The 20,744-nt window shown below is 71.3% G+C and carries 21 protein-coding genes; 8 read left to right on the plus strand and 13 right to left on the minus strand.

Annotated elements, in window-relative coordinates; translation table 11 throughout:
* Nucleotides 1-47 precede the first annotated feature (47 nt).
* The 4 genes from F0Q34_RS18050 to F0Q34_RS18065 are packed head-to-tail and all read right to left on the minus strand — an operon-like array spanning nt 48 to nt 5,290.
* On the minus strand, nt 48-536 hold the full coding sequence (locus F0Q34_RS18050; protein ID WP_149813651.1) for a GNAT family N-acetyltransferase: 489 nt from the start codon (nt 534-536) through the stop codon (nt 48-50).
* The gene (gene tldD, locus F0Q34_RS18055; RefSeq protein ID WP_149813652.1) at nt 520-1,947 is read right to left on the minus strand and encodes a metalloprotease TldD; all 1,428 of its coding nucleotides are present in this window, start codon (nt 1,945-1,947) and stop codon (nt 520-522) included. Before tldD ends, F0Q34_RS18050 begins: the two co-directional genes overlap by 17 nt.
* Nucleotides 1,944-4,202 carry a sensor histidine kinase gene (locus F0Q34_RS18060; RefSeq protein WP_149813653.1) on the minus strand — a complete coding sequence of 753 codons (2,259 nt, stop codon included), beginning with the start codon at nt 4,200-4,202 and terminating at the stop codon, nt 1,944-1,946. Before F0Q34_RS18060 ends, tldD begins: the two co-directional genes overlap by 4 nt.
* A complete protein-coding gene (locus F0Q34_RS18065; protein WP_149813654.1) occupies nt 4,199-5,290 on the minus strand; it encodes a COX15/CtaA family protein in 1,092 nt (363 codons plus the stop codon). The genes F0Q34_RS18060 and F0Q34_RS18065 overlap by 4 nt, the downstream gene beginning before the upstream one ends.
* Before the next feature lie 135 nt (nt 5,291-5,425).
* Here F0Q34_RS18065 and F0Q34_RS18070 point away from each other — a divergent pair, with 135 nt between their 5' ends.
* Nucleotides 5,426-6,205 (plus strand): glycosyltransferase family 2 protein, encoded by a 780-nt coding sequence (locus F0Q34_RS18070; RefSeq protein WP_149813655.1) that lies wholly within the window; start codon nt 5,426-5,428, stop codon nt 6,203-6,205.
* Nucleotides 6,202-6,921 carry a TVP38/TMEM64 family protein gene (locus F0Q34_RS18075; protein ID WP_149813656.1) on the plus strand — a complete coding sequence of 240 codons (720 nt, stop codon included), beginning with the start codon at nt 6,202-6,204 and terminating at the stop codon, nt 6,919-6,921. Before F0Q34_RS18070 ends, F0Q34_RS18075 begins: the two co-directional genes overlap by 4 nt.
* Nucleotides 6,922-6,951: 30 nt before the next feature.
* On the opposite strand, the gene F0Q34_RS18080 is transcribed toward F0Q34_RS18075, so the two are convergent.
* On the minus strand, nt 6,952-7,878 hold the full coding sequence (locus F0Q34_RS18080; RefSeq protein WP_149813657.1) for an FkbM family methyltransferase: 927 nt from the start codon (nt 7,876-7,878) through the stop codon (nt 6,952-6,954).
* Nucleotides 7,879-8,024: 146 nt separating this feature from the next.
* Nucleotides 8,025-10,241 carry an excinuclease ABC subunit UvrB gene (uvrB, locus tag F0Q34_RS18085; RefSeq protein ID WP_149813658.1) on the minus strand — a complete coding sequence of 739 codons (2,217 nt, stop codon included), beginning with the start codon at nt 10,239-10,241 and terminating at the stop codon, nt 8,025-8,027.
* Between the two features lie 199 nt (nt 10,242-10,440).
* On the opposite strand from uvrB, the gene F0Q34_RS18090 reads away from it, so the two are divergent.
* Entirely contained in the window at nt 10,441-10,821 is a 381-nt protein-coding gene (locus tag F0Q34_RS18090) for a hypothetical protein (RefSeq protein WP_149813659.1), read from the plus strand.
* Nucleotides 10,822-10,831: 10 nt separating this feature from the next.
* Here the strand turns inward: F0Q34_RS18090 and F0Q34_RS18095 are convergent, their stop codons facing one another.
* Complete coding sequence (locus F0Q34_RS18095; RefSeq protein WP_149813660.1) at nt 10,832-12,175, minus strand: glutamate--cysteine ligase; 1,344 nt, start codon at nt 12,173-12,175, stop codon at nt 10,832-10,834.
* Nucleotides 12,176-12,215: 40 nt separating this feature from the next.
* Complete coding sequence (locus F0Q34_RS18100; RefSeq protein WP_149813661.1) at nt 12,216-12,944, minus strand: 16S rRNA (uracil(1498)-N(3))-methyltransferase; 729 nt, start codon at nt 12,942-12,944, stop codon at nt 12,216-12,218.
* Here F0Q34_RS18100 and ubiA point away from each other — a divergent pair.
* Nucleotides 12,937-13,872: a 4-hydroxybenzoate octaprenyltransferase gene (gene ubiA / locus F0Q34_RS18105; RefSeq protein ID WP_149813662.1), complete on the plus strand. Its 936-nt coding sequence runs from the start codon at nt 12,937-12,939 to the stop codon at nt 13,870-13,872. The two genes, F0Q34_RS18100 and ubiA, sit on opposite strands and share 8 nt — an antisense overlap.
* Complete coding sequence (locus F0Q34_RS18110; protein ID WP_149813663.1) at nt 13,869-14,519, plus strand: class I SAM-dependent methyltransferase; 651 nt, start codon at nt 13,869-13,871, stop codon at nt 14,517-14,519. Before ubiA ends, F0Q34_RS18110 begins: the two co-directional genes overlap by 4 nt.
* A 20-nt stretch (nt 14,520-14,539) precedes the next feature.
* Here the strand turns inward: F0Q34_RS18110 and F0Q34_RS18115 are convergent, their stop codons facing one another.
* The gene (locus F0Q34_RS18115; protein WP_149813664.1) at nt 14,540-14,731 is read right to left on the minus strand and encodes a hypothetical protein; all 192 of its coding nucleotides are present in this window, start codon (nt 14,729-14,731) and stop codon (nt 14,540-14,542) included.
* Between the two features lie 130 nt (nt 14,732-14,861).
* On the opposite strand from F0Q34_RS18115, the gene F0Q34_RS18120 reads away from it, so the two are divergent.
* Nucleotides 14,862-15,395, plus strand: coding sequence for a histidine phosphatase family protein (locus F0Q34_RS18120; RefSeq protein WP_241665569.1), 534 nt, complete (start codon nt 14,862-14,864; stop codon nt 15,393-15,395).
* Here F0Q34_RS18120 and F0Q34_RS18125 read toward each other — a convergent pair.
* The 3 genes from F0Q34_RS18125 to F0Q34_RS18135 are packed head-to-tail and all read right to left on the minus strand — an operon-like array spanning nt 15,379 to nt 18,495.
* On the minus strand, nt 15,379-16,128 hold the full coding sequence (locus F0Q34_RS18125; RefSeq protein WP_149813666.1) for an adenosylcobinamide-GDP ribazoletransferase: 750 nt from the start codon (nt 16,126-16,128) through the stop codon (nt 15,379-15,381). The genes F0Q34_RS18120 and F0Q34_RS18125 overlap by 17 nt on opposite strands.
* Nucleotides 16,129-16,138: 10 nt before the next feature.
* Nucleotides 16,139-17,152 carry a nicotinate-nucleotide--dimethylbenzimidazole phosphoribosyltransferase gene (gene cobT, locus F0Q34_RS18130; RefSeq protein WP_149813667.1) on the minus strand — a complete coding sequence of 338 codons (1,014 nt, stop codon included), beginning with the start codon at nt 17,150-17,152 and terminating at the stop codon, nt 16,139-16,141.
* Nucleotides 17,152-18,495: a cobyrinate a,c-diamide synthase gene (locus F0Q34_RS18135; RefSeq protein WP_241665570.1), complete on the minus strand. Its 1,344-nt coding sequence runs from the start codon at nt 18,493-18,495 to the stop codon at nt 17,152-17,154. The genes cobT and F0Q34_RS18135 overlap by 1 nt, the downstream gene beginning before the upstream one ends.
* Before the next feature lie 248 nt (nt 18,496-18,743).
* On the opposite strand from F0Q34_RS18135, the gene F0Q34_RS18140 reads away from it, so the two are divergent.
* Together F0Q34_RS18140 and F0Q34_RS18145 are read left to right on the plus strand one after the other, a co-directional pair.
* Nucleotides 18,744-19,310 carry a hypothetical protein gene (locus F0Q34_RS18140; protein ID WP_149813668.1) on the plus strand — a complete coding sequence of 189 codons (567 nt, stop codon included), beginning with the start codon at nt 18,744-18,746 and terminating at the stop codon, nt 19,308-19,310.
* Nucleotides 19,310-19,882, plus strand: a complete 573-nt coding sequence (locus F0Q34_RS18145; protein WP_149813669.1) for an Ig-like domain-containing protein — start codon at nt 19,310-19,312, stop codon at nt 19,880-19,882. The genes F0Q34_RS18140 and F0Q34_RS18145 overlap by 1 nt, the downstream gene beginning before the upstream one ends.
* 16 nt (nt 19,883-19,898) lie before the next feature.
* On the opposite strand, the gene cobA is transcribed toward F0Q34_RS18145, so the two are convergent.
* Entirely contained in the window at nt 19,899-20,741 is an 843-nt protein-coding gene (cobA, locus tag F0Q34_RS18150; protein ID WP_241665571.1) for a uroporphyrinogen-III C-methyltransferase, read from the minus strand.
* Between the last annotated feature and the right edge of the window lie 3 nt (nt 20,742-20,744).

The following is a 20,744-nucleotide window of genomic DNA, read 5'->3' on the forward strand; positions in this document are numbered from 1 at the left end:
CGCGCGGCAGGGCTGTCAGCGGATGGCGGTGGCGGAAGTTGCCTGCCTCAGCCGGGTGATCCAGCCAGCAATTGCCCAGCCGCGATGCGGAACTCCACCCGGTGGAAACCCTTCTCCAACCGCCGCCCGCGCTCGGTGAAGCCGAGGCGCCGGTAAAGGGCGATGTTGCTTGCCATCTTCTCGTTGGTGATCAGCCCGATCTCGGGCAGGCCCCGCCGCCGCGCTTCCCGGCCAACGAAGCGCAGCAGGGCGCGGCCGATGCCGGCCCCGTGCCGCGCCGGGTCCACCGCCACATTGTCGAGCCACAGGCAGGCGGGGTGTTCCTCGATCACCACCAGCCCCAGCAGAACCCCGTCCTCCTCCAGCACCCAGGCCTGCCCGGCGGCGATCCGCGCGGCGTAATCATCCTGCATGGGGGCGGGCGGGCGACCGATTACCGGCACCCAGGGGGCATAGGCGCGCCGGACAAGCGCGGCCAGCGCCGGCGCCTCGTCCGGCCGAGCGAGGCGCGGCGAAGGATCAGACGGCGGTGCCACCGATGGTCAGCCCGGTCATCTTCAGCGTTGGCTGGCCGACGCCCACCGGCACGCCCTGGCCCTGCTTGCCGCAGGTGCCGATGCCGGGATCGAGCGACATGTCGTTGCCCACCATGGTGACGCGGGTCAGCGCATCCGGCCCGTTGCCGATCAGCATGGCGCCCTTCACCGGCGCCGTCACCTTGCCGTCCTCGACCAGATAGGCCTCGGACATGGAGAACACGAACTTGCCGGAGGTGATGTCCACCTGCCCACCGCCGAAATTGACCCCCCAGATGCCGCGCTTCACCGAGCGCAGGATTTCCTCCGGGTTCTTGTCGCCGCCCAGCATGATGGTGTTGGTCATGCGCGGCATCGGCGCATGCGCATGGCTTTGCCGCCGGCCATTGCCGGTGGGCGCCACGCCCATCAGCCGGGCGTTCTGCCGGTCCTGGATGAAGCCCGTCAGGATGCCGTCCTCGATCATCACCGTGCGGCCGGTGGGGGTGCCCTCGTCATCCACGGTGAGGGAGCCGCGGCGGCCCTCGATGGTGCCGTCATCCACCACCGTGACGCCCGGCGCGGCGATCCGCTGGCCCAGCAGTCCGGCAAAGGCGGAGGTCTTCTTGCGGTTGAAGTCGCCTTCCAGCCCGTGGCCGATCGCTTCATGCAGCAGGATGCCCGGCCAGCCGGGGCCGAGCACCACCTCCATCTCCCCGGCCGGGGCGGGGATGCTTTCCAGGTTCAGCACCGCCTGGCGCAGCGCTTCCTCCACCGCGCCCTTCCAGGCGGCCTCGCTCATCACGGTGTCATAGGAAACGCGGCCGCCCATGCCATGCATGCCGCTTTCACGCCGGCCGCCGGATTCCACCACCACGCTGACATTGAGCCGCACCAGCGGCCGCAGGTCGGCCACGCGCTGGCCATCACCGCGGATGATCTGCACCGCCTGCCATTCGCCGGACAGGCTCGCCATCACCTGGGTGACGCGGCTGTCCCGGCCGCGCGCATAGGCGTCGATGGCTGCCAGCAGCGCCGTCTTGGCGGGGAATTCCACCGCCGAAAGTGGATTGGCGGCGTCATACAGCCGGGCGTTGGTGGCGCGCGGCCCGAGGGCGAGCTGGCCGGAATGGCCGGAGGCCACCGCCCGCACCGTGGCGGCGGCGCGTTGCAGGGCGGCTTCCGAGATATCCCCGGCATGGGCGTAGCCGGCCGCCTCCCCGGCCACGGCGCGCAGGCCGAAGCCGCGCGTGGCATCGAAGCTGGCCGAGCGGATGCGGCCATCATCCAGGCTGATCGCCTCGCTTTCCACATATTCCAGGAACAGCTCGCCATCCTCGGCGCCCGCGAGGGCCCCGGCGGTGAGGCGCTCGGCGGCGGCCTGGTCCAGCTCGCGGAAGAACAGCCGGTCGGTGGTGTCGAGGGCGGTCATGCCGTCTGCTCCTGCGGTTGCATGGCGGTGGCAAGGCGCAGCCGGGCGATCGTGCCCGCGCCACGCCTGCTGTCCAGGGTCAGGCTGGCTTCCATCGCCTGGGCGAGGACCCGGGCCAGGTAGAGGCCGAGGCCGGAGCCTCCATATCGGCGCGCATGGCTGGTTTCCAACTGCACAAAGGGCTCGAAGGCCCGCTCGACCTGCTCGGGCGCCATGCCGATGCCCGAATCGCTGACCGTGACCTCCACCCCTTCCGGCCCCGCCGCCGCGGCCATGCGGACCTCGCCGCCGGATGGCGTGAACTTCACCGCATTGGCCAGGAGGTTCAGCAGGATCTGCCGCAGCCGTCGCTCATCCGCGCGGATCCGCGGCAGCTCGGGCGGCGGTTCCAGGACCAGGGTGATGCCGGCGGCATCGGCGGAGGGCCGCATCAGCCGCACCACGCTTTCGAGGACCGGGGGCAGGAGCAGGGCGCGGGTCTCGATCTGAAGGGCACCGGTGTCGGCCCTGGCCACGGCCAGAACCTCGTCGATCAACGACAGGAGATGCTTGCCGGCTTCCAGGATGCTGCCCGCGAATTCGGCCACCTGCTGGGGAGAGGGATCGGCGATCAGGGCCTCGGAAAAGCCGATCACGGCGTTCAGCGGCGTGCGCAGCTCATGGCTCATTGTGGCCAGGAAGCGGGTCTTGGCCTGGCTGGCTTCCTCGGCGGCGGCGCGCGCCTGCTCGATCTCGGACAATGCCTGCCGCTCCGCCGTCACGTCGGTGTAGATGCGGACAAAGCCGCCATCCGGCGTGGGATCGGTGCTGACCTCGATCACCCGGCCATCCGCCGTGGTGCGGGTAAAGGTTTCCAGGGTCCGCAACACGCCGCCCGCGCGGGTGTGGAAGATCCGCTCCGCTTCCGGGCCGGTGCCGAACTGGCCGCGCTCGAACTGCAGCCGGCGCAGTTCCTGCAACGAAACACCCGGAGCAAGTTCCTCCGGAGTGAGGCCGGTCAGCCTGCAGGCCAGGGCGTTGGCGGCGACCACCCGGCTGTCGCGGTCGAACAGGCAGACGCCGTGCCGCATGTTGTCCATCATCACCTGCAGCAGGGCCGCGCGCTGCTGCGCCTCGGTTTCCGCCCGCTGCAGGGCCGTGACGTCGCTGATCACCGAGATATGGCCGCCATCCGGCAGGGGGGCGGTGCGGCCGGTCAGCACCGTGCCATCGATCCGCAGGCGGGTGGTGGGCGGGCGGTCGAAGTGGAACTGCCTTTTGTACACCTCCTCGGGCGGTTCGGGCGTGACATAGCCGCCCGCCGCCTCGCGACGACGCAGGATGTCCAGCAGGTGCTCGCCGAGGATCACCTCGTCATCGCCGAGGATGCCGCGGAAGGCGGCATTGACCATGCGCAGCCGGTGATCCGGGCCATACACGCACACGCCATAGGGCAGGGCCGCCAGGATGCCGTCCAGCATGGCGGCGCGCCGCTTGGCCTCGTCCTCTGCCTTGCGCAGCAGCGTGACGTCCTCCAGCGCCACCAGGAGGCCGCCATCCGGCAGGGGCTGGGTGGTGGCACGCACGGCCACGCCACCGGCCTGCGCCCGGACGAACTGCAAGCGCTGCCTGCGGTCGGCGCTGCCGAGAGCGGCAAAGAATTCCAGCGCTTCCGGGTCGAGTGGCGCATTCCTGATCGCCAGGGCGGTGACCGCCTCAAAGGCGAGGCCGGGGCGGAGGGTGCCTGCCGGCAGCTCCAGCAGGGTTTCATAGGCTTCGTTGAACAGCAGCAATTGCTGCTGGCGGTCATAGATGGCGATGCCGGAAGGGTTCTGCCGCAGGGCGGTGCCGAACAGGTGCAGCCGTTCCCGCGCCGCCGTCTCGGCCTGGCGGTGCTGGGTGACATCCGTGAACAGGGTGGCCCAGCTTCCGGCTGGCAGCGGAACCCGTGCGATCTCGAACCAACGCCCATCGGTGGCGCAGACCAGGCGCCGTGGCGGCTGGTCCGCGCCCATCTCCAGAACCGCCCGCGCATGCGCCTCGGGGTCGCCATTGCCGTAAAGGCCGCGATAGGCGAGGCGGCGGATCAGCGGTTCCCGGCAGCTGCCGCGAAGGTCCTCGCCTTCCTGCAGGGCCAGCAGGGCGCGGGCGGCGTCGTTCAGCAGCATCAGCCGCTGTGTCGAATCGAACACCATCACCGCGGCCGGCATGGCCAGCACGAGGCGGAGCGCCGCCTCGGCCTCGCCGGCCTCCATGCGGGCCGGGGGCGTGGTCATGCGCGGGTCCTGGAAACCGGCGCGGCGTGGCGCGGCCGGCGCAGGGCATGCAGAGCGGCCAGCGCGGCGGTCAGCACGCCCACCGCCACCGTCTGGTGCAGCGTGCCCAGCCAGGCCGGAACCACCAGCAGCAGCGTCGCCACGCCCAGCGCGTATTGCAGCGCCACCACGAGGCCAAGCGCCAGGAGGCTGCCGCGCGCGAAGCCGACGGGCAGGACCCGAATGCCCCAGAACGCGGCCGCAAGGGCGGCGGCGCCGGCCAGGGTGGCCAGCAGGCGGTGATTGAACTGCACCGCGGCGATGTTGGCGGTCCAGTTCAACAGAAAGGGGGAAAGCTCGGCATAGCCCTCGGGCACCCACCGGCCTTCCATCAGCGGAAAGGTGTTGTAGGCGAGGCCGGCATGGATGCCGGCGACAAAGCCGCCCGCCAGCATCGCCAGCACCAGCAGCCCGGCCGTGCCATGCACGAGGCGGCGCAACCCGGCGGGATGCTCCGGCGCGTTGCGTTCCGGCCGGAACAGGTTGAGGGCGGTCCAGAGCACCAGGCCATACAGCAGCAGCGCCAGCCCCAGATGCGTGACCAGCCGGTAGGGCGAGACCGCAGTGCGGTCGGCCTCGAAGCCCGAGGTCACCATGAACCAGCCCACCGCGCCCTGCGCGCCCCCCAGCAGGAGCAGCAGCACAAGGCGCGGCTTCAGCCCCTGCGGAATGCGGCCCCGCAGCCAGAACCAGGCCAGCGGCAGCACAAAGGCGAGGCCGATCAGGCGGCCCCAGAGCCGGTGGGCCCATTCCAGCCAGAAGATCTGCTTGAAGCCTTCCAGGCCGAAGCCCTGATTGACCAGCTCATACTGGGGAATGGTGCGGTAAAGGTCGTAAAGCCGTTGCCATTCGGCCTGCGACAACGGAGGCAGGGTGCCGGACAGCGGTGCCCATTCCATGATGGACAGGCCGGAGCCCGTCAGCCGCGTGGCGCCGCCCAGCGCCACCATCGCCCAGATCATGGCGGCAACAACAAGCAGCCACCAGCCGATGGCGCGCTGGTCGGCGCGGAGCTGGCTGCGGGTGGGAAGATGCGGATCGAAAGGCATGATCCGACCACTTCTAGCACAGTTTTCACGCGGGGGGCTGCCCACCTGGCGGATGGCCGGAATACCGGCGCGGAAGGTCACCCCCGCGATGGCCTCCCTTGTCGGTCCCCTTGCTGCCTGCTACCCCGCGCCGCCATGTCGGACCTCGCGCGCCCTTCCGTTGCCGCCCCTCCGGGCCCGGCCATCGTCGCCGAGCCGCCCGCCCTGTCGGTCGTGGTGCCGGTGCGCAACGAGGCACCTAATGTCGGGCCGCTCGTGGCGGAGATTTCCGCCGCCCTGGTCGGCGTCGCGCATGAGATCATCTACGTCAATGACGGCTCCAGCGACGACACGGGCGCGGTGCTGGCGGCGCTGGCGGCCTCCACGCCGACGCTGCGGGTGCTGACCCATGCGGCGTCCTGCGGCCAGTCGGCGGCCATTGTCAGCGGGGTGCGGGCGGCGGCCGGCGCCTGGATCGCGACGCTGGATGGCGATGGGCAGAACGATCCGGCCGACATTCCCGCCCTGTGGCGCTTCGCCCAGGCGGAAAGCCGGCCCGACCTGCCGCCGCTGATGGTGGCGGGCTGGCGCACCACGCGGCGGGACAACCAGGTGAAGCGCCTGTCTTCCCGCCTCGCCAACCGCATCCGGGCAAGGCTGCTGGGCGATGCCACGCCCGACACCGGCTGCGGCCTGAAGCTGTTTCCGCGCGCGCTGTTCCTCAGCCTGCCCGCCTTCGACCACATGCACCGCTTCCTTCCCGCGCTGGTGTTGCGCCAGGGCGGGCGGGTGGTCAGCCGGCCGGTGAACCACCGCCCGCGCATGCGGGGGCAGTCCAATTACGGCACGCTGGACCGGCTGGCGGTGGGAATGGTGGACATCCTGGGCGTCATGTGGCTGCAGCGGCGCTGGAAGCGGCCGCAGCTGCGCCCATGACAGCCGAGCCGGCCGGGAAGGTTTCCCGGTCCAGGCCATTGGCCGCGCTGGGCAAGGCGCTGCTGCTGGCGGCGGGGCTGGGGCTGGCGGGCTGGCTGCTGCGCGAATTCGGCGCGACGCCCGGGGGCGCCGCGGCGCAGGATTGGGTGCGCCGGTTCGGCCTGGAGCAGGATCTGCGCGGCGAGATCGCCTATGTGGTGGTGGGCACCGTGGCCGCCGCGGTGGGCGTGCCGCGGCAGGCCGTGGCCTTTCTGGGCGGCTATGCCTTCGGGCCCTGGACCGGCGGGGCGCTGGCGCTGCTGGCGCAGGGGCTGAGCTGCACCGCCACCTATGGCTGGGCCAGGCTGGTGGGGCGGGACTGGGCGGAGCGACGGCTGGCGGGCCGCTTCGGGCGGCGGCTGCGGACGCTGCGCGACGTCCTGGCGGGCAGCCCGTTCCAGGCGACCCTCGCATTGCGCCTGCTGCCGGTTGGCAACAATCTGGCACTGAACCTGCTGGCCGGCCTGTCGGGCATTCCGGCCCTGCCGTTCCTGGCGGCGTCGCTGGTGGGCTATGTGCCGCAAACCGCCATCTTCGCCCTGGCCGGCGCCGGCGTGGCGGTGGACCGCTCGGCGCAGCTCTGGCTGGCCGGCGGGCTGTTCATGGGCTCCGCTGCGATCGGCTTCTGGCTGCTGCGGCGCCACCGGGCCGGGCAGGCGATGGAAAGCGGGGCCTGAACGGCCCCTTGGGCAGCCCTGGCTCCCCGCTCAGTAGCCGCGCGTCATGTGCAGGTAGCCGAGCTCGCCATTGAGCTTGGTCAGGACCTCCTGCGGCGACATGGTGAGGGAAAGGCCGTCGGGCTCGATCAGCGCCAGGCTGAAGCCCTGGTCCACGAAGCTTTGCAGGTATTGCAGCGGCGGCAGCACCGGGCGCGTGCTGCCCTCGTGGAACTCGACCACCAGCGTCAGGTCCGGGGAGCGGTCCATCAGCGCCCTGGCGCCCTGGAACACATGAGGCTCGGCCCCTTCCACATCCACCTTCATGACGTTCACGGTGGGCAGGCCGGCCAGCGCCGTGTCGAGCGGCAGGGCGCGGACCTCCACCTGATGCGCGCCCTCCGGCACACCCATGGTCGAGCCGCCGCCCGAATAGTCATCGGTGTAGGAGAAGCGCAGCACGCCTTCGGTGTTGTGCACCGCCAGGTTGTGCAGCCTGACCCGGTCATTGAATCCGTTGATGGACACCGATTTGGACAGGTGGCGGAAGATCGAGGGATTGGCCTCGAAGGAATGCACCCGCCCCGTGGCGCCGACCCAGGCCGCGCCCAGCAGCGTATAGTATCCGAAATTGGCGCCCACATCGAGAAACGTCATGCCCGGCTTCACCGCCCTGGCGATCACCTTCTCGATCCAGGGTTCCCAGCGGCCATCCAGCATCAGGTGGGAGCAGATGCCGACATCGCGGGTGTCCACATAGATGCGATGGCCGGTGTAAAGGCGGGTGAGGGCCTCGTGTTCCCCGAGATACAGGGTGTGGCTGTTGCTCAGCTGCGCCAGCTGCGCCTCAAGCCCGTTGATGCGCCGGTTCAGCGAGGCATCCATCGCCGCCAGCCTGTCCTGCAGCGCACGGATGCCTGCTTCCAGGCTCGCAAGCATCTGCGTGCTTGGAGCAGAAGGCGGAAAAGTCTCGCTCATTCAGATTCCTCGGAGGGTTTTCCCCGGGCCCAACCCCCTGGGAGCAATGATGCCGATCCAGCACATCGCGCGATGCGCGAAAATCTTCTCACAGCACGTCCCGCCACGCAAGAACAGGCAGCTTCCCGCAGCCTGCGGGAAGGCGGTTAGCGGGCCGCCCGCCGGCGTCCGCCGCGCTTCTTCTCGGGATCATAGCCCCCGCCGCCGGGGCCGAGCGGCTTGGGCTTCCAATCCGCCTTGCCGCCCCGCTTCGGCGCGGCGGGGTTCATGGAACGGCCGGCCAGGTTTGGCTCCAGCGCGGAATCGAGGCCGAGTTCCAGTTTTTCCAGCCGCTTGATCTCGTCGCGCAGCCGGGCGGCGGTTTCGAATTCCAGGTCGGCCGCGGCGGCGCGCATCTTCTTCTCCAACTCGGCGATCGAGGCGCGCAGATCCTTGCCGACGAACTCCATCGGCCCGCCTTCCTCGGCGCCGGTCGGCGCCACGGTGACGTAGTCCTGCTCATAGACCGATTGCAGCACGTCGCTGATCTGGCGGGTGATGGTTTGCGGCGTGATGCCATGCGCCGCGTTCCATTCCTGCTGCTTGGCGCGGCGGCGCTCGGTTTCCTCCAGCGCGTTGCGCAGGCTGTTGGTCATGCGGTCGGCGTAGAGCACCACCCGGCCCTCCGCGTTGCGGGCGGCGCGGCCGATGGTCTGGATCAGCGAGGTGGTGGAGCGCAGGAAGCCTTCCTTGTCGGCATCCAGAATGGCGACGAGGCGGCATTCCGGGATGTCCAGGCCCTCGCGCAGCAGGTTGATGCCCACCAGGACGTCGAACACGCCCTTGCGCAGGTCGCGGATGATCTCGATCCGCTCCAGCGTGTCCACGTCCGAATGCAGGTAGCGGACCTTGATGCCCGCTTCCGTCATGTATTCCGTCAGGTCCTCGGCCATGCGCTTGGTCAGCGTCGTCACCAGCACCCGGCCGCCCTTGGCCATGGTGTCGCGGCATTCGGCCAGCAGGTCATCCACCTGGCCCTCGACGGGACGGATCTCGCAGACAGGGTCGATCAGCCCGGTGGGGCGGATCACCTGCTCGGCGAAGGTGCCGCCGGTGCGCTCCATCTCCCACGGGCCGGGGGTGGCGCTGACAAAGAGGGTGTCGGGGCGGAAGCTTTCCCATTCCTCGAATTTCAGCGGCCGGTTGTCCATGCAGGAAGGCAGGCGGAAGCCGAACTCGTTCAGGATGGATTTCCGGGCGAAGTCGCCCCGGTACATGCCGCCGATCTGCGGCACGGTGACATGGCTCTCGTCGACGATCAGCAGGGCGTTGTCCGGCAGGTACTCGAACAAGGTCGGCGGCGGCTGGCCCGGGCCGCGGCCCGACAGGTAGCGGGAATAATTCTCGATGCCTTTGCAGGAACCGGTGGTTTCCATCATCTCCAGGTCGAAGGTGGTTCGCTGCTCCAAACGCTGCGCTTCCAGAAGCTTGCCCTCGGCGTTCAGCTCCTCCAGCCGCTGCTTCAGCTCGATGCGGATGTCGCGGATCGCCTGCAGCAGGGTGGGGCGTGGCGTGACGTAGTGGCTGTTGGCGTAAACGGCGATGCTTTCCATCTCGCCGGCGACCTCGCCGGTGAGCGGGTCGAACTCGCGCAGCGAATCGACCTCGTCGCCGAACAGCGAGACGCGCCAGGCGCGGTCCTCCAGGTGGGAGGGCCAGATGTCCACCGTTTCGCCGCGCACCCGGAAGGTGCCGCGCTGGAAGGCGGCGTCGTTGCGGCGGTATTGCTGCTCCACCAGAGCCTTCAGCAGCTGCTCCCGCGCGATGCGGCCGCCCACCTGCAGCTTCACCACCATGTTGGAATACAGCTCAACCGAGCCGATGCCGTAGATGCAGGACACCGAGGCCACGATCACCACGTCGCTGCGCTCCAGCAGCGCCTGCGTCGCCGAGTGGCGCATGCGGTCGATCTGCTCGTTGATCTGCGCGTCCTTCTCGATATAGGTGTCGGAGCGCGGCACATAGGCTTCAGGCTGGTAGTAGTCGTAGTAGCTGACGAAATACTCCACCGCGTTCTCGGGGAAGAACGACTTCATCTCCCCGTAAAGCTGCGCCGCCAGCGTCTTGTTGGGCGCCAGGATCAGGGTCGGGCGCTGCACCTGCTCGATGACCTTGGCCATGGTGAAGGTCTTGCCCGAGCCGGTGACCCCCAGCAGCACCTGGTCGCGTTCCCGCTGCCTGAGCCCTTCCACCAGTTGCCCGATGGCGGCGGGCTGGTCGCCCGCCGGCTCATAGGGCGAAACCACCTGCAAGGGGCGTGTGGAGGGTGGGGCCGGGCGCTTCGGCGGCACGAAGGGGGTGGCGGCAGGGATGATCAGGTTCATGCGGCAGGCCCCGGAACGCGAAACGGAGGATGAGGTTGGGCAGCAATGTGGGCAAGCCAGGGGCGAATCGCCAGTCGCCAGGAACGAATTGTGAACCATTGTCGCCGAATCGGGCATTGCTGAAGGAAACGTTCAGCAATCCGTGAGCGACTCATCTTCTTTAAGAGTTATTCACCTTTATTGGCCAGATTGCACCGCCATGATGACCCTTCCGACCGAGTCCGGTGATCAGCACGGAACGTGCGACGAACCCGCCGTCACCACCCGCTTCACCGAGCGGGAACTGTCCGCCATCACGCAGGAATGCCGTGCCCTGCCCGGGAAATGGACCGCCTTTCCGCATGTCGATTCGGAAGGGGAAGTGACGCTGCTGCTGTCGCCCGATTGCTGGGAGGAGCGGGACATCGCCCTGCTGCTGCAACGCGACGCCGGCGGCATCACCGTGCTGATGAGCGTGGAGGACGACGTGACCCTTCGCGGCACCGCGACCAGCGTGCCGGCGGCCATGGCCATGGTCTGGGACTGCGCCTGCCGCCATACCCCGGAACTGGCCGACATGTGCTGGCCCGCCCGCGCCTGAACGGGGCCGCTCAGATCGCGGCGGCGTCCAGCACCCGCGACACCGCGCCATTCCATTCGGTGGCGCAGAGCCGCAGCCACCGGTCGGCCTGGGTTTCACCGCTTTCGATCACGGCTTCCAGCGGGGCGAGGTAGCGCTCCTCCCCCAGCCCCCGTGCCCGCAGGCCCTGGCGGGCGATGGCCACCGCGTCGCGGCCCCAGTCGCGCAGGGCGCGACCGCGGAACGGGGTTTCCAGCGCCCGTTCCGGCACCGCAATGCGAAGCGCCTGCAATTCGGCCACAGGCCACTCCCGCACCAGGGCGGCGGCCGCCTTCTGCGCCGCATCGTCATACAGCAGCCCAACCCAGAAGGCGGGCATGGCCTGCATCATCTCCGGGCTGCCGGCATCCGCGCCGCGCATCTCCAGGAACCGCTTGAGGCGCACATCGGTGAACACGGTGGTGACGTGGTCGGCCCAGTCGCCCATCGTGGCCTCGATGCCCGGATGCTCCGGCAGGCCGCGCGCCATGAAGTCGCGGAAGGAGGCGCCGGCGCAATCGATCCAGCGGCCCTCGCGCATGATGAAATACATCGGCACGTCGAGCACCCAGTCGGCGAACCGCTCGAAGCCGAAGCCCTGCTCGAAGGCCACGGCCGGGATGCCGGTGCGGTCGGGGTCGGTCTCGGTCCAGACGCGTCCGCGCAGGCTGCGCAGCCCGTTCGGGCGCCCTTCGGTGAAGGGGGAATTGGCGAACAGCGCCGTGGAAAGCGGCTGCAGCGCCAGGCTGATCCGCAGCTTCTCCACCATGTCGGGCTCGGCGCCGAAATCGAGGTTCACCTGCACCGTGCAGGTGCGCAGCATCATGTCGAGCCCCATGGACCCGACCCGCGGCATGTATTGCCGCATGATGGCGTAGCGCCCCTTCGGCATCCACGGCATCTCCTCCCGCTTCGCCAGCGGGTGGAAGCCCAGCGGCGCGAAGCCGAGGCCGAGGGCCGCGCCCACCTGCCGGACCTCGTCCAGGTGGCCGCGCAGCTCCGCCTCGGCGGCATGGAGGTCGGGAAGCGGCGCGCCGGACAGCTCGAACTGCCCGCCCGGCTCCAGGCTGACCGAGGCGCCGCCGCGCTTCAGCCCAATCGGATTGCCATTGTCGAGGATCGGCTCCCAGCCGAAGCGTCCCAGCCCTTCCAGCATCGCGCGGATGCCGCCCGGCTCATAGGGCGGCGGGGACAGGTCGTCGCGGCGGAAGCCGAACTTCTCGTGCTCCGTGCCGATTCGCCAATGTTCGCGCGGCTTGGAGCCGGCGGCGAACCATTCGGCGAGCTGACGCGGGTGCTGGATCGGTGTGAGGTCGGCCTCACCGGGATTGGACATCAATGACCTCACAGGACGCCAGGGCAGGTGGCGTGGAGCCTCAGATGGGAACGGCCCAGTCTCCCGCCAGTGCCTGAAGCACGGCAAGCCCCGCGACCGCCGCCGTCTCCGCCCGCAGAATCCGTGGGCCGAGCGCGGCCGGTGAAACAAAGGGACGACGCCGCACCGCGTCAAGCTCCTGCCCGGTGAAACCCCCCTCCGGCCCGACCAGAAGCCCGAGCGGAGGCGCCTTTCCGGCCAAAACCACGCCAAGGGGGCGTGCATTGCCACGCGCATCGCCAACCAGCAGGGGCGCGCCATCCCAGGCATCCAGGGCGGCGTGCAGGTCCAGCGGCTCGGCGATGTCGGGCAGGTCCAGCCGCTCGCATTGCTCCGCGGCCTCGCGGGCGATGGCGCGCAAGCGGTCGGTGTTGACGCGGCCCACCACGGTGCGGGCGGTGATCACCGGCTGGATGCGGCGGACGCCGAGTTCGGTGGCCTTTTCCACCGTCCAGTCCAGCGCATCGCGCTTCACGGGGGCCAGCAGCAGGCGGATGTCAGGGCCGCTGCTCTGTTCGCGCAGCCGCGTCTCGGGGATGAAGCTGGCACGGTCCTTGCGGATGGCGGCGATGCGGGCGCGCCACTCGCCATCCCGGCCGTTGAACAGGACCACCGGATCGCCTTCCCGTTTCCGCATCACCTGCCCGAGATAATGGCCCTGGCCGGGCAGGGCGGGCACTTCCAGTCCTTCGGACAGCTCGGCCTCGGCAAACAGACGCGGGATGGACATGCGGGGCTCCGGCGGGGCAAATGGCGCGGTGAACTCGTACACCGATATCCGCGCCAGGGGCTGGGTCGCGCAACTCCCCGATCGCTGGCAACCCTATGCGCTGCTGATGCGGCTGGACCGGCCGATCGGCTCCTGGCTGCTGTTCCTGCCGGGGCTGTGGGCCTTCGCGCTCGCGGCGCCGGGCTGGGCGGAAGGGGTGTGGCTGGCGGCGCTGTTCGGCCTCGGCTCCGTGGTGATGCGGGGCGCGGGCTGCGTGGTGAACGATCTGTGGGACCGCGACCTGGACCGCAAGGTGAGCCGCACCGCCGAGCGGCCGCTGGCATCCGGCGCGGTGCGGCCGAAGCAGGCGCTGGCCTTTCTGGGCCTGCTGCTGCTGGTGGGGCTGGCCATCCTGTTGCAGTTGAACCCGCTTTGCTGGCTGCTGGGCGTGGTGTCGCTGGTTCCCGTGGCGCTCTATCCCCTGGCCAAGCGGGTGACGGACTATCCGCAGGCGGTGCTGGGGCTGACCTTCTCCTGGGCGGCGCCGATGGGCTACGCGGCGGCCACCGGGCGGCTGGATGGCGCGGCGCTGGCGCTCTACGCCGCCGCCTTTCTGTGGATCCTGGGCTACGACACCATCTACGCCCACCAGGACCGGGAAGACGACGCGCTGGTCGGCGTCCGCTCCACCGCCCGCCGCTTCGGCGAGAACACCGCGCCCTTCCTGCTGGCCTGCTATGCCGGAACCGTGGCGCTGCTGCTGCTGGCCGGCTTCCTGGGCGGGGCGGGGGCGCTGTTCTACCCGGCGCTGCTGCTGCCGGCGCTGGTGCTGGGCTGGCAGATCCGCCGCCTCGACATCCACGACCGGGCGCTGTGCCTGAAGCTGTTCCAGCGCAACCGGGAGGTCGGGCTGCTGGTGGCGCTGGCCTTCTTGATCGGCCGGCTGTGAACCCGCCCGACGCGGCATCCTTTATCATCGCCCACACCGCGCTGGCCCGGCCGCCCCTGGTGCCCGAGATCGAGCTTCACCTCGCCACGGAGATCACCCCGATCTGGCAGGCCACCGAGGCCTGGCTGGCCGAGACGGGGATCGAGCCGCCCTTCTGGGCCTTCGCCTGGCCCGGCAGCCAGGCGCTGGCGCGGCTGATCCTGGACGGCGTGGTTCCCGTGGCGGGGCGGCGGGTGCTGGATTTTGCCGCCGGCGGCGGGCTGGCCGCGATCGCGGCGGCGCGGGCCGGCGCGGCGCTGGTGGAAGCGGCGGAGATCGATCCGCTGGCCCTCGCGGCCACGCGGCTCAACGCCACCCATAACCGTGTCCCCGTGCGGGAAGCGGAAGGGGACGTGGTGGGCGCGGCGCGGCGCTGGGACACGGTGCTGGCCGGCGATGTCTGCTACGAGGCGCCGATGACCGGGCACATCATGCCCTGGCTGCGCCGCCTCGCGGCCGATGGGGTGGAGGTCCTGCTGGCCGATCCGGGGCGGGCCTATCTGCCGCGCGAAGGATTGGTGGCGGTGGCCCGCTTCAGCGTGCCCACCACGCGGGAACTGGAAGACCGCGACAAGCGGGATGTCACGGTCTATCGCGTCGGCGGCTGACGCCCGGACTGGCCTGTGCGTCAGCGGGGCGCGGCGGGTGGAGTGGCCCCTGTGGGGAAGGCGACCAGGATCTGTCCGGCAAGCGGCAGGCCCGGGCCAGGAATGCGGCGCAGCGCATCCTGGCGCGCCTGTTCCGTCACGCCGAGGCGGCCGGCCCGGCTTTCCGTTGTTTCCGGAACCGCGGGGAAAGGATGAAGTGAGGCGATGTGCAAGATTTCCTCCGGCAGGCTCGGACGGTGACGCGGCCCGCTTCTGTGCATGGCGGCATTGAAACACGGACCAGCGGCTTTTGTTGCATTGCCGCAGACATGAAACGGTCACGATCCTGACAGGATGATCCCGATGGGTGTGCTCGCCTCCCACGCTCATGCGCTGGTCCGCCACCTGCCGGTGGATGCGGAGGGCCTTTGCTATGGCCGCCTCGACCTTCCGGCGGGGGGGAATGAAGGGGCGGAGGCGGTGCTGGCCGCGTTGCGCGGCTTCCCGGCGCGCCACCTGATCAGCAGCCCGGCACGGCGCTGCCGCAGCCTGGCGGACACGATCGGGGCGGCATCCGGCCTGCCATGCCGCCTCGATGCCAGGCTGCGGGAACTGGATTTCGGCGCCTGGGAAGGCCTGCCCTGGGATAGCGTGCCATGCCCCGCCCTGGATGAATGGGCGGCCGATCCCTGGGGCTTCGCGCCGCCCGGGGGGGAAAGCGGCGCGGCGCTGGTGGCGAGGCTGCGCGCCTTCCATGCCGAATTGCCGGACGCCGCCATCATCGTGGCGCATGGAGGCTCGCTGAAGGTGTTGCGCGCGCTGCTGGCGGGCATGGAGCCGGACCTGCTGTCGCCGGCGCAGCCGCCAGGAAGCGTGCTGTTCAGCCCGATGCGATGAGGGCCGTCAGCACCGCGCATTCGGCCACCATGGCGGTGGCCCCCAGCACATCGCCGGTCTGCCCGCCAATCTGGCGCCATGCCAGCCAGCTCAACGCCACCGCGGCGCCGGATGCCGCCAGCAGGGCCGGCCAGGCCACCTGGACGGGCAGCAGCAGCAGCGCCAGGCCGGTGGCCACCGCCAGCGCGGCAATAGCCGGAACAGGGCCGGGCCGGCCCAGCCCGGCCGCCAGCCCGTCGCGCCGCGCAGGCGGCAGGAACAGCAAGGGCGGCAGCATGGCCAGGCGGGCCAGCGCCCCGGCGGCCGCCATGGCCGGCAATGGCGCGGCCAGCAACGCCAGCGCCGTGCCGCGCAGCCCGAGACACAGGATTAGCGCCAGGGTGCCGAAGCTGCCGATGCGGCTGTCCCGCATGATGGCCAGCTTGCGCTCCCGGCCGCCGCCGCCGCCAAAGCCATCGGCGGTGTCGGCCAGCCCGTCCTCATGCAGCCCGCCACTGGCCAGCAGCAGCACGGCGATCGCCCAGGGCGCGGCCAGGGAAGGCGGCAGGCCGGCCGCCACCAGCCCGGCCTGCACCGCCCCGGCCAGGGCGCCGAGCGCCGCGCCGGCCAGTGGCCAGGCCCAGGCGGCGCGGGCATAGCCATTGGCCGCCTCTGGCACGGGTAGCCAGCCGACGGGCAGCCGGGTCAACAGGCCGAAAGCGGCGCCGATCTCCGCCAGGCGGGCCCGGATCATGGGGCGTGGATCATGCGGCGCGGCCCGCCACCCCGGCTTCCGCGAAGCTCGCCATGCCGGTGTGGCAGGCCAGCGCCGCCCGCAGCAGCGGCACGGCCAGCGCCGCGCCCGAGCCTTCGCCCAGCCGCAGGCCAAGATCGAGCAGCGGCGTCATCTCCAGCGCCGCCAGCAGCCGGCGATGGCCGGACTCGGCGGAAAGATGGGCGGCCGCCGCATGGTCCAGCCCATCCGGCGCCAGCAGGGCCAGCGGGGCCGCCGCGGCCGTGACGGCGAAGCCGTCCAGCAGAACCGGGATGCCCCGCCGCCGCGCCGCCAGGGTGGCGCCCAGGATCGCCGCCAGCTCATGCCCGCCCAGGCGGCGGGCCACTTCCAGCGGGTCGTCCAGGGCGGCGGCATGGCGGGCCAGCGCGGCCCGAACCACCTCCTCCTTGTGCGCGACCCCCGCCGCGTCGAGGCCGGTTCCGCGCCCGGCCCAGCCGGTGCCGCCGAACAGCGCCGCCGCCAGCGCGGCGGCGGCGGTGGTGTTGGCGATCCCCATCTCGCCCAGGCACAGCAGGTCGCATTCCGCCGGAACCGCTGCGGCGCCCTGTTGCGCGGCGTCCAGGAATTCGGCCTCGGTCATGGCGGGGGCGGCGGTGAAGTCGGCAGTGGGGCGGTCCAGCCGCAGCGGCACCACCCGCAGGGCGCCGCCGGCCTGCGCGGCAAGCGCGTTGATGGCGGCGCCGCCGGCGGCGAAATTATGCACCATCTGCGCCGTCACCGCCGCCGGATAAGGCGATACGCCTTGCGCCGCGACGCCGTGATTGCCGGCGAAGACCAGCACCTGGACGCGCTGCAGCCGCGGCACCGGGCGGCGCTGCCAGCGTGCCAGCCAGGCCACCAGCGATTCCAGCCGGCCCAGGCTGCCGGGGGGCTTGGTCAGCACCGCCTGCCGGGCAATGACGGCCCCGGCGGCGGCATCATCGCCGGCGGAGGGCGCCAGGGCGGCGGCGCGCAGGGCGGCCAGAGTGGGAAAGTCAGGCATCAGGATTCCTGCAGCGCAATGGCGTGGAAGAAGCTGCCGCTGGCCCGGCCGCGCCGGCCGCCGGCCGGACCCAGAACCGCGCCCTGCGCGTCCCGCAACTCGGCCAGGGGCGGATCGGTGCCGGGATCGCTGACGCTGGCGTAATGGAACTCGTGGCCGCGCAGCACCTGGCCGGCATGGCCCAGGGGGCCATCGGCCAGCAGCCGCGCCTCGCGATAGCCGAGATTCATGCGCCGCCGGGCGAAGCTGGTGGCATGGCCGAGCAGCCCGGCCATGGCGTGCCGCTCGCCCCCAGCATCCTCCAGCCCCTGGCCCAGCACCATGAAGCCGCCGCACTCGCCATGCACCGGGCGGGTTTCCGCGAAGCTTCGGAGGCCTGCGCGGAAGCGGGCCGCCGCCGCCAGCCGCCCGGCATGCAACTCGGGATAGCCGCCGGGAAGCCAGCAGGAATCGCAATCATCCGGCGGCGCTTCGTCGGCCAGGGGTGAGAAGGTGCGGATCTCCGCCCCAGCGCCGCGCCAGCCGGCGAGCAGGTGCGGGTACAGAAAGGAAAAGGCGGCATCCTCGGCCACGGCGACGCGCTGCCCTGGCGGCGGCAGGGCGGGGCGGGCCGCCGCCCCTGGCACGGCGCCGCCCGCCGCCGCCTGGATGGCGTCGAGGTCGAGATGCGCCTCCGCCAGCGCCGCCAGCCGTTCCAGCAGGGCGGGCAGGGTGCCCAGCTCGCGCGCCTGCACCAGGCCGAGGTGACGCTCCGGCAGGGCGATGGTGGCGTCACGCGGCAGGGCACCCCAGACCGGCAGGCCCAGCGCGGCGATGGCATCGGCCGCGCCGCGCCGGTGCCGCTCGCTGCCGACGCGGTTGAGCACCACGCCCGCGACGCGCACCGCCGGATGGTGGGCGGCGAAGCCCCGGGCGATGGCGGCGGCCGATTGCGCTTGGCCCGAGATGTCGAGCAGCAGCAGCACCGGCCAGCCGAAGCGGGCGGCCAGATCGGCGGCGCTGCCTTGCCGCCCGGCTTCCGGCCCCGCGCCGTCGAACAGGCCCATGGCCGATTCCACCAGCAGCAGCTCGCAGCCGGCCGCCGCCGTTGCGGCCGTGGCGCCGAGCAGGCCGGGCGGCATGGCCCAGCTGTCCAGGTTGGGGCTGGGGCGGCCGATGGCGGCGGAATGGAAGGCGGGGTCGATGTAGTCCGGCCCTGATTTCGCGGCGCCCACCGCCACGCCGCGCCGCCGCAGCGCCGCCAGCAGCGCCAGCATCAGCGTGCTCTTGCCGCTGCCGGAGCGGGCGGCGCCGATCACCAGCCCTCGGGCGGCCATTGGCGGGAAGGGGGAAGCGAGGCTCATGCGCCGCGGATAGCATGTTTCGGCCCCGCCGCGCAGGCGCCCGCCATCTGCAGATGACGCCTCAGCAATCCTGCATAACGGGTTGATTTATTGCGTGGCAGAATCGCGCAAACCCTGATGTCTTGCTTGCTCTGGCAGGGCACGGCGCGGTATTTACAGCCACCGGCCGGGCAGCACCTGCCGCCCGGGCCTCGCACCGCCGGCTGCGCCCCGGTTGCCAGCCATTCACGATTGGAGAAGAGAAGGGCATGGTCCAGCGCCACCTTCCGCAGACGCACCCCGCCCGGCCATCCACCCCGCTGCTGCGCCGCGTCCTGGCCGGCCTGCTGGCGGTGGGCACGCTGTGCGCCTCCTCCGGCGCCATGGCGGCGCCGTTCCGCTGCGCCGATGAGGAAGCGCAGCGCATGTTCGAGATTTCGGCGCTGAAAACGGAGCTGATGGTGGTCGCCACCACCTGTCAGGCCGATCAGCCCTACAACAACTTCATCCGCCGCTACCAGTCGCAGCTCGCCAGCAACGACCTAGCGGTGATCCGGCACTTCACCGGGCGCGACCGCCGCGCCGGGCAGCGCGCCAACGACACCTTCATCACCAACCTGGCCAATGCGCGCGCGCAGGAAGCCAACCGCATCGGCGCGGATTTCTGCGCCCGCAACGCCGCCCTGTTCAAGGAGGTGATGGCGCTGCCTTCCGCCGCCGAACTGGCCCCCTACGCCGCCGCCAAGGACCTGATCCCGGCTTCCGTCGGCATCTGCGCCGGCAGCAGCCAGCCCGCCGCGGCCCCGGCACGCTCCACCCGGAGAGCTTCACGCTGATGATGTCCGCTTTCCGCCGCGCCGGCCTGTGGCTGGCGCTGCTCGCGCCGGCCGCGCTGGCCGCCTGCGCCAAGAACGATGCGCCGCTGAGCCAGTCCGCCCGCCCGGTCTATGCCGCCGACATGATGGGGGCGGCCAAGTCCTGCACCGTGGCGGACAATCCCCGCCTGGTGGACGCGCAGCAGACCGAGGTGCCGATGACCCTCGGCAATGATGGCGGTTGGTGCGGCCTCCGCGTGTCCCGCCCCGGGCCGGAGCCGTTCGATGCCGGGCTGCTGACCAGCCGCGCCGCGCATGGCCGCGTGCGGGTGCAGGCCGTCGGCGACTGGACCCGCATCGACTACATCCCCGATCCCGGCTTCGTGGGCGAGGACAGCTTCGTGGTGCGGCTGTTGCCCGGCTCCACCTCGGTGCGGGTCAATGCCAAGGTCGAGGGCGGGGCGCAGCCGGCCACGGCCGCCGCGGTGCCTGCCGTCGCGCAGCCCGCCCGCCCGGTGGTAACGCCGGCCGCCAACTCGGCGAAGCCGGTGACCACTCCCGCCAAGGCGGCCCCGGCGCGCCGGGGCCGCTGAACGGGTCCGGGCGGGTTCAGCCCAGCCCGGCCTCCGGTCCGCCCGGCTGGCCGGGGGAATCGGCCATTGGCCGCTGCGCCAGGGCGGCCGCCGTGGCGACGACGCCGCCAATGACCACGATGGCGGGCGCGGCCAGGCCCGCCCGCCGCACAGCATCGACGATGTTCCCGAGCGTCGAGACCACCTTGCGCTGCCGCGGGGTGGTCGCCTCGGCCACCGCCGCCGCCGGCGTGCCGGGCGGCAGGCCGCCGCGCAGCAGCGCCGCCGCCACCTCCGGCAGCCGCCGCATGGCCATGTAAAGCACGAGGGGCTGGCCGAGTCGCGCCAGTGCCGCCCAGTCCAGCGCATCCTCCGCCCCCGCCGCGGCATGGCCGGTGGCCAGCACCACGGCCTGGTTGACGCCGCGCTGCGTGGCCGGGATGCCGGCGGCGGCCAGTCCAGCCAGCCCGGCCGTCAGCCCCGGGACGATGCGGCAGGGTATGCCGGCATCGGCCAGCGCCAGCGCTTCCTCCGCGCCACGCCCGAACACGAAGGGATCGCCCCCCTTCAGCCGCACCACCCGGCGGCCGAGGCGAGCTTCGCGGATCAGCGCGGCGATGATGTCCGCCTGCCGGGCCGAGGGGCGGCCGCCGCGCTTGCCCATGAACAGCCGTGTCGCGGATTCGGGCGCGAGGGCCAGGATGCGGGGGTCCACCAGATCGTCATGCACCAGGGCCTCGGCCTGGGCGATCGCCGCCACGGCATCCAGCGTCAGCTGCCCCGGATCGCCAGGCCCGGCGCCGACCAGCCAAACATGGCCCGGTGGCAGCACGGGCGGGCGGTGGCCCAGCAGCGCCTCCAGCATCACCAGCCGGTTCACCGC

Origin of the sequence: Teichococcus oryzae, from assembly GCF_008386565.1 — a bacterium.
GTDB classification, from domain to species: Bacteria; Pseudomonadota; Alphaproteobacteria; order Acetobacterales; family Acetobacteraceae; genus Pseudoroseomonas; species Pseudoroseomonas oryzae.